The sequence below is a fragment of the Streptomyces sp. NPDC032721 genome (genome assembly GCF_055579625.1).
This window is the reverse complement of sequence record NZ_JBVIMX010000014.1, coordinates 38,743-47,788: the sequence shown is the minus strand read 5'-3', so window position 1 is coordinate 47,788 and position 9,046 is coordinate 38,743. Positions and strand designations below refer to the sequence as shown.

The window sequence follows — 9,046 nt, the reverse complement described above, 5'->3', positions numbered from 1 at the left end:
AAGTGTCCACCTTGCGCCCGACAACCTGTTTCCCCAACACCCCCCAAAACCATCCTTCCCGAGACTCCCCTCCCCCCCCCCCGGAGGAGGCTGCCCCCCCCCCCGCCGAGGTGGCCGTGCGCGACGACGTGGCGACGGTACGGGTGAGCGTCGAGCTCGCCTTCCCGTCGGACGTGGCCGGGCAGTGCGCCCGGGTGCGCAGCCAAGTCGCCGCGCGGGTACGGGAGTTGGCGGGCATGGAGGTGTCCGTGGTGACGGTGGTCGTCGAACGGCTGCACCGGGAAGCCCCGGAGAGCGGGAGGACGCGGTGAGCGAGCACGTACCCACGCTGGGGCCCGAACAGAAACCCGGGACCGGGGCTCGCGGCGCCACCCCGGGCAAGCGGTTCTGGTCCGCGCGGCGCGTCCCGGCCGCACTCGCCGCCGTCGTACTGCTGGGCGCCTTCGGCCTGCTGCTGTACGACGTGCTGGCGGTACGGTCCGGCCGGCCCGGTATGCGCTGGCGGCGCGAACTCGCCAAGGAACTGGCCCAGCGCCCGCTCGACCAGGCGTGGGTCCAGGTCGGCGCCGGACTGGCGGTCGCGCTCGGCCTGTGGCTGGTGGTGCTCGCGGTGACCCCGGGGCTGCGCTCGCTGCTCCCGATGCGCGCGGACGCCGCCGAACCGGACGTACGGGCCGGTCTCCAGCGGGGTGCCGCCGCGCTGCTCCTGCGGGACCGGGCAATGGCAGTGTCCGGGGTGCAGGGCGCCAGAGTGCGGGTCGGGCGCGGCCGGGTGACGGTGCGCGCGGTCTCGCACTTCCGCGAACTGGACGACGTACGCGAGGACTTGGGGGAAGCGATGCGGGCCGGGGTCGAGGAGCTCGGACTGGCCCGCGAACCCGCGCTCGCGGTGCGGGTGGAACGGGTCACGCCGGGCGGAAAACGGTGAACGGGGTGGATGCGTCGTGCTGACCAAGGTGAACCGGGTGCTGCTGGGCCTGCTGGGACTGGTGCTGATCGCGCTGGGCGGTGCGGCACTGGCGGCCGGACTCGGGGCGGACGTGCCGTCGTGGTGGCCCTTCGCGGGCCGGGACGACGTGGTGCTGAGCACGGCGGAGCGGACGCGGTGGCGTGCCGAGGGCTGGTGGTGGCCCGTGGTGATCGGCGGGCTGGTGGTGTGCGTGCTGTTGGCGCTGTGGTGGCTGGTGGGGCAACTGCGGCGGGGGAGGCTGGGCGCGGTGCGGGTGCCCGGCGCCGACGAGGACGCGGTGCTCGTCCGTGGCCGGGCCCTGGAACGGGTCCTCGGCGAGGAGGCGGAGGCCGTGCCCGGCGTCGAGCGGGCCGAGGTCTCGCTGACGGGCCGGCGGGACGCGCCCCGGGTGCGCGTGGGGGTCACCCTGGCCGAGTCGGTGCCGCCCGCCGAGGCGGTGGCGGAGCTGGCGAGGGTGGGGGTGGCGCGGGCCAGGGACTCGGTCCGGCTGACCCGCCTCCCGGCGGAGGTACGGGTACGGGGCAGGAGCCACCGCGCCCGACGGGTGCTCTGACCGGGCCACCGCGCCCCACGCCGACCCCCGCCCCCCCCCGCCGGGGTCGGTCCTGCGGGACCGGCGTCAGAAACCGTGCCGTGCACCGCCGTCCACCGGCAGCATCGTCCCCGTGAGGTAGGACGCGGCGGGGGAGAGCAGGAACGCGGCCGTGCGGCCGAACTCCTCCGGGGTGCCGTAGCGGCGGAGCGGGATCAGCGACTCGCTGTGGGCCCTGGCCGCCGCCGGGTCGGGGGCCAGGGCGTCCAGGGAGCGGACCCGGTCCGTGTCGATGCGGGCGGGCAGCAGGCCGACGACGCGGATGCCCCGGGGGCCCAGCTCGTCGGAGAGGGACTTGGCGAACCCGGCCAGGCCCGGGCGCAGACCGTTGGAGATGGTCAGGCCGGGGATGGGCTCGTGGACGGAGCCCGAGAGGACGAAGCCGATGACGCCGCCCTCGGTGAGGGCGGCGGCGGCCGTGCGGGCGAGGCGGACCGCACCCAGGAAGACCGACTCGAAGGCGTCCCGCCACTGGGCGTCGGTGTTGTCGGCGGCGGAGCCGGCCGCCGGACCGCCCACGCTGATGAGGATGCCGTCGAAGCCGCCGAAGCGGGCCCGTGCCTCGGCGATCAGGCGTTCCGCCGTCTCCGGGTCCGCGTTGTCGGCCGCGAACGGCTCGGCGTTCGGGCCGAGCTCGGCGGCGGCCTTGCCGAGGGCCTGCTCGTCGCGGGCGGTCATGAGTACCTTCGCGCCGTCCGCCGTCAGCTCGCGGGCGGAGGCGAGGCCCAGGCCCCGGCTCGCTCCGGTGACGACGTACACGCGGTCCTTCAGTCCAAGATCCATGCCGCTATCCTGCACCCTCCGCCTCGCGCGCCTCGTGCCGGGCCAGTGCCAGCGCCGTGCCCACCAGACCGATGTGGCTGAACGCCTGCGGGAAGTTGCCCAGCTGGCGGCCGGCCGCCGGGTCGTACTCCTCGGCCAGCAGCCCCACGTCGTTGCGCAGCGCCAGGAGCCGCTCGAAGAGTTCGCGGGCCTCCTTCACCCGGCCGGTCAGCAGCAGCGCGTCGGCCAGCCAGAACGAGCAGACCAGGAACACGCCCTCGCCGCCGGGCAGCCCGTCCACCCGGTGGCCGTCCGCGCCCCTGTCCGCGCTGTAGCGGCGGACGAAGCCGCCCTCCCGGCCGAGTTCGGCGCGGACCGCCTCGACCGTGCCCACCACCCTCGGGTCGTCCGGCGGCAGGAAGCCCACCTGGGGGATGAGGAGGGTCGCGGCGTCGAGTTCGGCGGAACCGTAGAACTGGGTGAAGGTGTTGCGCTCCGGGTCGTAGCCCTTCTCGCACACCTCGCGGTGCACCTCGTCGCGCATCGCCCGCCAGCGCGCCGCGTCGCCCGGCAGCGAGGGGTCCTCCTCCAGGGTGCGCACCGCCCGGTCGGCGGCGACCCAGGCCATCACCTTGGAGTGCACGAAGTGGCGGCGCGGGCCGCGCACTTCCCACAGGCCGTCGTCCGGCTCGCGCCACCTGCTCTCCAGGAAGCCGAGCAGGCTGAGCTGGAGGTTCCAGGCGTGCGGCTGGGCGGCGAGCCCCGACTTGCGGGCCACGTAGAGGGAGTCGATGACCTCGCCGTAGACGTCCAGCTGGAGCTGGTCGGCGGCGACGTTGCCGATACGGACCGGGGCGGAGCCCTCGTACCCGCGCAGCCACGGCAGTTCCAGCTCCGGCAGCCGCCGCTCACCGGCCAGCCCGTACATGATCCGCAGGTCCGCGGGGTCACCGGCGACGGCCCGCAGCAGCCAGTCGCGCCAGTCGGCGGCCTCGTCCAGGTACCCGGCGGAGAGCAGTGAGCCGAGGGTGAGGGTGGAGTCGCGCAGCCAGCAGTAGCGGTAGTCCCAGTTCCGGACGCCGCCGACCTCCTCGGGCAGCGAGGTGGTGGGGGCGGCGACGATGCCGCCGGTGGGGGCGTAGGTGAGGGCCTTGAGAGTGATCAGGGAGCGGCGTACGGCGTCCTGGTAGGGCCCCGCGTACACACAGGTGTCCGCCCACTTCTCCCAGTCCTCCAGGCTGTGTTCCAGCGCCTCGTACGGGTCGATGAGACCGGGGCGGGGCTCGTGGGACGGGTGCCAGGTGAGGACGAACGCGACCTGTTCGCCCTCGCGGACGGTGAAGGAGGAGCGGGTGCTGTACTGCTGCCCCCACGTCTTGACCTTGACCTCACAGGGCCGGGAGACGGTGCGCAGCCAGACCGCGTCGGGGCCCGCGACCGCGACCCGGTGGCCGTCGGTGCGGCGCACCCAGGGGACGATGTTGCCGTAGTCGAAGCGCAGCCGGAGGGTGGAGTTCATGGTGACCTCGCCGGACAGGCCCTCGACGATGCGCACCACATCGGGTGCGGCGTCGCGCTGCGGCATGAAGTCGGTGACCTTCACCCGGCCTCCCGAGCCGGTGCCGGAGCGGGTCTCCCACACCGACTCCAGGACCAGCGAGTTGCCCCGGTAGGAGCGGGAGGTGCACTGGCCGGCGCCCTCGGGGGCGAGACGCCAGTGGCCGTTCTCCTCGTCGCCGAGCAGCGCCGCGAAACAGGCGGCGGAGTCGAACCGGGGCAGACAGAGCCAGTCGAGGGAGCCGTCGCGGCCGACCAGGGCGGCGGTCTGGAGATCGCCGATGAGCGCGTAGTCCTCGATGCGTTGGGTCACGCTCAGGCGTCTTCCCGAAGTCGGCCGGGATTAAGCGGTACGACCGAGGGGCGGGCGCGTGCGCCCCAGAGGCGGGGCTCCGGCCGCCCCCGCGGCAGGGGTTACGCCGAGGTGGGCGCGGGCTCCTCCGCCGCCGGTGCCGCCGCCGCGTCGGCGGCCAGGCCCGCTGCTGCCGCCTCCCGGTCGCGCTTCTCGCGTCGTACGAGAATGACCCAGCCGACCGGCACCGCCGCCGCGAACAGCCACCACTGGATCGCGTACGCCATGTGCGGACCGATCGACTCCGAGTCCGGTTCGGCGATCGTCTCGGGGGTGCCGCCCACCGGGGCGGGGTCGGTCAGTTCGACGTAGCCGCCGAGGACGGGGCGGCCGAGCAGCTTCGACTGCTGGGCGCTGTTGACCAACATGACGTTCCGGGGCGGCAGTCCCGCGAGGTCCTTGATGCCGCTGCCGGAGGTCGTCTCGTCGGCCTTGAGGCGCCCGGTGACGGTCACTTCGCCCTTGGGCGGGGCCGAGATGTGCGGGAAGGTCTGCTGGTCGGAGCCGAACGGCACCCAGCCCCGGTTGACCATGACGGTGCCGCCGCCCTTGAGGTCCAGCGGGGTCAGTACGTGGTAGCCGACCTTGTCGTCCGTCGACGTCCGGCGCCGTACGACGACCTCGTGCCGGGTGTCGAAGGTGCCGGTCGCGGTCACGGTGCGCCAGTAGTCGGCGCGCGGGACGGTGTGGCCGGGCGAGGTGAGTTCGCCCACCGGCTTGGGCTTCGCCTTGAGGTTCCCGGCGATCAGCTCGTTCTGGGCGACCTTGTGCTCATGACGGTGGAACTGCCAGAAGCCGAGTTCGACCATCGTGGGAACGAGGACCAGGACCAGGAGGGTGAGGATCACCCACTGCCGGGACAACAGGAAGCGGTACACGCTTTGACGGTACCTGGCGTGGAAAGGCCCCCGGTGGGCGGGTTGCCCGTCGGGGGCCGGGGGAGTGAGGTGCGGGGAGGTGCGGGCGGTCAGACCTTGTCGACGATGCCCACCTTCCCCTCCGCGCGGCAGCAGTGCGCACCGCAGTACCACTGGCCCTCGACCTCCACGCCCTGGCCGATGATGCGGCACCGGCAGTGCTCGCAGATCGGGGCCATCCGGTGGATGGCGCAGGAGAAGCAGTCGAAGACGTGCACCGCGCCCTGCGCGTGCACCTCGAAGGACATGCCGTAGTCGTTTCCGCAAACCTCGCATCGTGCCATGCGCCACAGGGTGCAGTGCGGGGTGTCGCGGGGCGTGCAGGGCACGCCCGTCGGCCACCCGTCAGTCACCCGTCCGACGGTGCGCCCTTCGCCGAGGGCGCCACGTCGCGCAGCAGATGCGTGTACGCGGCCTCGTCGACGACGGGGGTGCCGAAGGACTTCGCCTTCAGCGTCTTGGAGGTCGCCGAGTCCGGGTCGTTGGTGACGAGCAGACTGGTGAGCCGCGACACACTCGACGCGACGTGCAGTCCCGCCTCGACCGTACGGTCCTCAAGGAGGTCGCGGTCGACCGAGGTGTCGCCGGAGAACGCCACCCGCATCCCCTGCATCAGCGGCTTGTCCGACTGGTAGCGGCCGGGGTTGGGGTACGGGCAGGCAGGACGCTTGCGGGACGGCCGCCAGCTCGCCGGACCGCCGCCACCGCTGCCACCGCCGCTCCCGCCGTACCCGGCCTGGTAGCCGATCCGGGGCTTGGCGGGCGCGTCCGACCACTCGGTCAGCGGCCGGCACTCCAGCAGCGGCAGCCGCACCCCGCCCTGCGCCGCCGCGTGCAGGCTCGGCCGGAACGCCTCCGCGAGCACGCGCGCGTCGTCCAGCGCGTGGTGCGCGTGCTGCTGTACGACGCCGAAGTGCGCGGCCAGTGAGGCCAGCTTGTGGTTGGGCAGCGGCAGCGCCAGCTCCTTGGACAGGGCGATGGTGCACAGCCGCTGCCGCACCGGGGCGGTGTGCCCGGCCCTCGCGTACTCCCGGGCCAGCATCGACCAGTCGAACATCGCGTTGTGCGCGACGAGCACCCGGCCGTCCAGTCGCGCGGACAGCTCGCCCACGATCTCCGGGAACAGCGGCGCGCTCTGGAGTACTTCGCTGGTCAGCCCGTGGATCCAGGTGGGCCCGGGGTCCCGCTCGGGGTTGACCAGGGTGTACCAGTGGTCGACGACGTCGCCGTGCGCGTCCAGCCGGTAGACGGCGGCGGAGATTATCCGGTCGTCACGCGAGAGGCCGGTGGTCTCCACGTCGACGACCGCGTACCCGTTCGGGTAGGCGGTCGGCCAGGTTGCTGCCGCGGTGGTCTGGTCATCGAGCATGGTCACAGAGAATACGGGCCGGGACTGACAGTCCCCTATTCGCCCAGGTCTGCCCCGCGTGCGAGGGGCGTGACGTACGTCATGCAGCGCTCCCGGGGTCCACCGGACCGTTCTCCAACAGCGCGTCGACGAGCGCCCGTACCGACACGACGAACAGCTTCTCCGTGTCCACGGGCCGGGCCAGCGCCCGTGCCAGACCCGGGTCGCGGTCGGCGGTCCGCGCGTCCCACAGCTCCTCCTCGGCCGGGTGCTGGGCGGGGGCCCGCTCACGGTTGCGCTCCACCAGGACGTACCCGACGACCTGGAACTGGACCGCCCGTACGACCTCGGCCGCGCGCGCCCCGCGCAGCCCCGCCGCGTGCACCTCGCGGGCCAGGGCCTGCTGGGCGGGCAGGAACATCCGCTCGGTGAGCCCGCGTTCGTGGACCATCGCCACCAGGTGCGGGTGCGCGCGCAGGTCGCGGCGGAGCGCGCGGGCGACGGAGACGATGCGCTGCGCGGGGGTCCGGCCGCGCGGGCGGATCTCGCCGAGTTCGCGCACGGTCCGCTCGACGAGCGCGTCCAGGAGCGATTCGCGGTTGCCGACGTGCCAGTAGATGGAGGTCACGGCGGTGCCGAGCTCGGCGGCCAGCTTGCGCATGGTCAGGGTCTGCGGGCCGTGCTGCACCACCAGGCGCGCCGCGGCGTCCAGGACCTCTTCCCGGGTGAGCGTCCCTCTGGCCATGTGATCCCCCAACTCTCTTTCCCGCAAGGCTCTTTACCCTTCATCGCCGCTGCTGTAACAGTGTTACAGGCACCGGCACGACCCACGAAGGCACGTCCGACGAAGGGTGGTACGGCATGGCACGCGTACGGTACGGACCGCGCACGGAGACCGAGATCGCGGCGGCGCGCACCAAGAGCACCAAGCTCCCCGACATCTGGTCCACCGGCGTACTCGCGGTGTGGGAGAGCGACCCCGACGCGGTGGCGGCCGTCCTGCCGCCGCCCCTCAAGCCCACCGGGCGCCCCCTGGTCCGGGCCAGCATGAGCAAGGTCGACCTCCCCGGCTATCCGCTCGGCGCGGGCTCGGTGGCGGTCGCCGCCCACTACGGGGGCATCGAGGGCTGGTACCCGCTGGTCATGCCGATGACCCACGAACGCGCCCTGATCGGCGGCCGCGAGGTGTTCGGCGAGCCCAAGAAGCTCGGCGAGGTGACCGTCGAGCGCGACGGGCTGGTCGTCAGGGCCGCACTCGCCCGGCACGGCATCGCCTTCGTCGAGGTGCGCGGCGCGGTGAGCGAGGAGCTGCCGGTCACCGGGGAGGCGGTCGAGAAGTTCGACTTCTACTTCAAGTTCCTGCCCGCCGTCGACGGGCGCGGCTTCGACGCCGACCCGGTCCTCGTGCAGTGCACCCGGCACGAGAAGGTCCGCAAGCTGGAACGGATCTCCGGCGACGTGGTGCTGCGCGAGTCGATGTACGACCCGGTGGCCGACCTCCCCGTACGGCGCCTGGTCGAGATCACCATCGGCGAGAAGACCAGCGACCAGAGCGGCAGGGTGGTCGAACGGGTCAGCGCGCAGGCCCTGTTGCCGTACATCCACCAGCGCTACGACGACCCCCAGCAGATCCTGGACGGCCCGCCGGAAGGGAGCGTCTGATGGAGCTGCGCGAGGGGCAGGTGGCCGTCGTCACCGGGGCCGCCAGCGGGATCGGGCTCGCGATGGCGCGCCGGTTCGCCGACGAGGGGCTCAGGGTCGTCCTCGCCGACGTGGAGGAGGGTGCGCTGGAGAAGGCGGCGGCCGGGCTCCGCGAGGACGGCGCACAGGTGCTGGCCCGGGTGACCGACGTCAGCGAGCGCGACTCCGTACGCGAGCTGGCGGACGCGGCGTACGACGCCTTCGGCGCGGTGCACGTGCTCTGCAACAACGCGGGCGTCGGCTCCGGCGCCGAGGGCCGGATGTGGGAGCACGAGCCCAACGACTGGAAGTGGGCCTTCGCGGTCAACGTCTGGGGCGTCTTCCACGGCATCCAGGCCTTCGTCCCGCGCATGCTCCAGGGCGGCGACGCCGGTCACGTCGTCAACACGTCGTCGGGGGACGGCGGCATCGCCCCGCTGCCGACCGCGTCCGTGTACGCCGTCACCAAGTCGGCCGTCGTCACCATGACCGAGTCGCTGTACGCCCATCTGAAGGCGGAGCACGCGCGCGTGGGCGCCTCCGTGCTCTTCCCCGGGCCGCACATGCTGCGCACCGGACTGTGGGAGTCGCACCGCAACCGGCCCGACCGGTACGCCAAGGAACGCCCGCGCAGGACCCCCTACCGCAGCCTCGACCAGTGGGAGGCGGCGATGAAACAGGCCGGGCAGGAGATCGAGTTCACCCCGGTCGAGGACGTCGCCGGGGAGGTCGTCGACGGCATCCGCGCCGACCGGTTCTGGATGCTCCCGGCCGGTGAGCACAGCGACCGGCAGATCCGGGCGCGCGCGCAGTCGATGCTCGACCGCGCGAACCCGGCGTACCTCGAAGAATTCATCCTCGACTGACT

The 9,046-nt window shown here is 73.0% G+C and carries 11 protein-coding genes; 5 read left to right on the top strand and 6 right to left on the bottom strand.

The genetic code is table 11. The annotated features are described in order from the left end of the window. Nucleotides 1-116 precede the first annotated feature (116 nt). Genes ACZ5PB_RS27670 through amaP form a run of 3 tightly spaced genes read left to right on the top strand, consistent with a single transcriptional unit; the run spans nt 117 to nt 1,523 of the window. On the top strand, nt 117-311 hold the full coding sequence (locus tag ACZ5PB_RS27670) for a hypothetical protein (RefSeq protein WP_468694669.1): 195 nt from the start codon (nt 117-119) through the stop codon (nt 309-311). Beyond that, entirely contained in the window at nt 308-928 is a 621-nt protein-coding gene (locus ACZ5PB_RS27665; RefSeq protein ID WP_468694667.1) for a DUF6286 domain-containing protein, read from the top strand. The genes ACZ5PB_RS27670 and ACZ5PB_RS27665 overlap by 4 nt, the downstream gene beginning before the upstream one ends. A 16-nt stretch (nt 929-944) precedes the next feature. After that, nucleotides 945-1,523 carry an alkaline shock response membrane anchor protein AmaP gene (amaP, locus tag ACZ5PB_RS27660; RefSeq protein WP_468694665.1) on the top strand — a complete coding sequence of 193 codons (579 nt, stop codon included), beginning with the start codon at nt 945-947 and terminating at the stop codon, nt 1,521-1,523. 66 nt (nt 1,524-1,589) lie between these two features. Here the strand turns inward: amaP and ACZ5PB_RS27655 are convergent, their stop codons facing one another. From ACZ5PB_RS27655 to ACZ5PB_RS27630, 6 genes are all read right to left on the bottom strand, one after another. Beyond that, a complete protein-coding gene (locus ACZ5PB_RS27655; protein WP_468694664.1) occupies nt 1,590-2,345 on the bottom strand; it encodes an SDR family oxidoreductase in 756 nt (251 codons plus the stop codon). A 4-nt stretch (nt 2,346-2,349) separates the two neighbouring features. Then, nucleotides 2,350-4,194 (bottom strand): glycoside hydrolase family 15 protein, encoded by a 1,845-nt coding sequence (locus ACZ5PB_RS27650; RefSeq protein ID WP_468694662.1) that lies wholly within the window; start codon nt 4,192-4,194, stop codon nt 2,350-2,352. Between the two features lie 101 nt (nt 4,195-4,295). After that, a complete protein-coding gene (locus ACZ5PB_RS27645) occupies nt 4,296-5,111 on the bottom strand; it encodes an SURF1 family cytochrome oxidase biogenesis protein (RefSeq protein WP_468694660.1) in 816 nt (271 codons plus the stop codon). 89 nt (nt 5,112-5,200) lie between these two features. After that, complete coding sequence (locus ACZ5PB_RS27640) at nt 5,201-5,434, bottom strand: hypothetical protein (RefSeq protein WP_468694659.1); 234 nt, start codon at nt 5,432-5,434, stop codon at nt 5,201-5,203. A gap of 65 nt (nt 5,435-5,499) precedes the next feature. Continuing rightward, on the bottom strand, nt 5,500-6,525 hold the full coding sequence (locus tag ACZ5PB_RS27635) for a DEDDh family exonuclease (RefSeq protein WP_468694658.1): 1,026 nt from the start codon (nt 6,523-6,525) through the stop codon (nt 5,500-5,502). A gap of 73 nt (nt 6,526-6,598) precedes the next feature. Beyond that, nucleotides 6,599-7,243 (bottom strand): TetR/AcrR family transcriptional regulator, encoded by a 645-nt coding sequence (locus tag ACZ5PB_RS27630; RefSeq protein WP_468694656.1) that lies wholly within the window; start codon nt 7,241-7,243, stop codon nt 6,599-6,601. A gap of 116 nt (nt 7,244-7,359) precedes the next feature. Between ACZ5PB_RS27630 and ACZ5PB_RS27625 the strand changes: the two genes are divergently transcribed. Both ACZ5PB_RS27625 and ACZ5PB_RS27620 read left to right on the top strand, forming a co-directional pair. Continuing rightward, on the top strand, nt 7,360-8,160 hold the full coding sequence (locus tag ACZ5PB_RS27625; RefSeq protein ID WP_468694654.1) for an acetoacetate decarboxylase family protein: 801 nt from the start codon (nt 7,360-7,362) through the stop codon (nt 8,158-8,160). Continuing rightward, nucleotides 8,160-9,044: an SDR family NAD(P)-dependent oxidoreductase gene (locus tag ACZ5PB_RS27620; protein WP_468694652.1), complete on the top strand. Its 885-nt coding sequence runs from the start codon at nt 8,160-8,162 to the stop codon at nt 9,042-9,044. Before ACZ5PB_RS27625 ends, ACZ5PB_RS27620 begins: the two co-directional genes overlap by 1 nt. Nucleotides 9,045-9,046: the final 2 nt, after the last annotated feature.

Bases quoted from the DNA above. Each gene is read 5' to 3' on its own strand.
- ACZ5PB_RS27630 (WP_468694656.1), bottom strand. From the start codon at position 7,243: ATGGCCAGAGGGACGCTCACCCGGGAAGAGGTCCTGGACGCCGCGGCG.
- ACZ5PB_RS27655 (WP_468694664.1), bottom strand. From the start codon at position 2,345: ATGGATCTTGGACTGAAGGACCGCGTGTACGTCGTCACCGGAGCGAGC.
- ACZ5PB_RS27620 (WP_468694652.1), top strand. From the start codon at position 8,160: ATGGAGCTGCGCGAGGGGCAGGTGGCCGTCGTCACCGGGGCCGCCAGC.
- ACZ5PB_RS27640 (WP_468694659.1), bottom strand. From the start codon at position 5,434: ATGGCACGATGCGAGGTTTGCGGAAACGACTACGGCATGTCCTTCGAG.
- ACZ5PB_RS27625 (WP_468694654.1), top strand. From the start codon at position 7,360: ATGGCACGCGTACGGTACGGACCGCGCACGGAGACCGAGATCGCGGCG.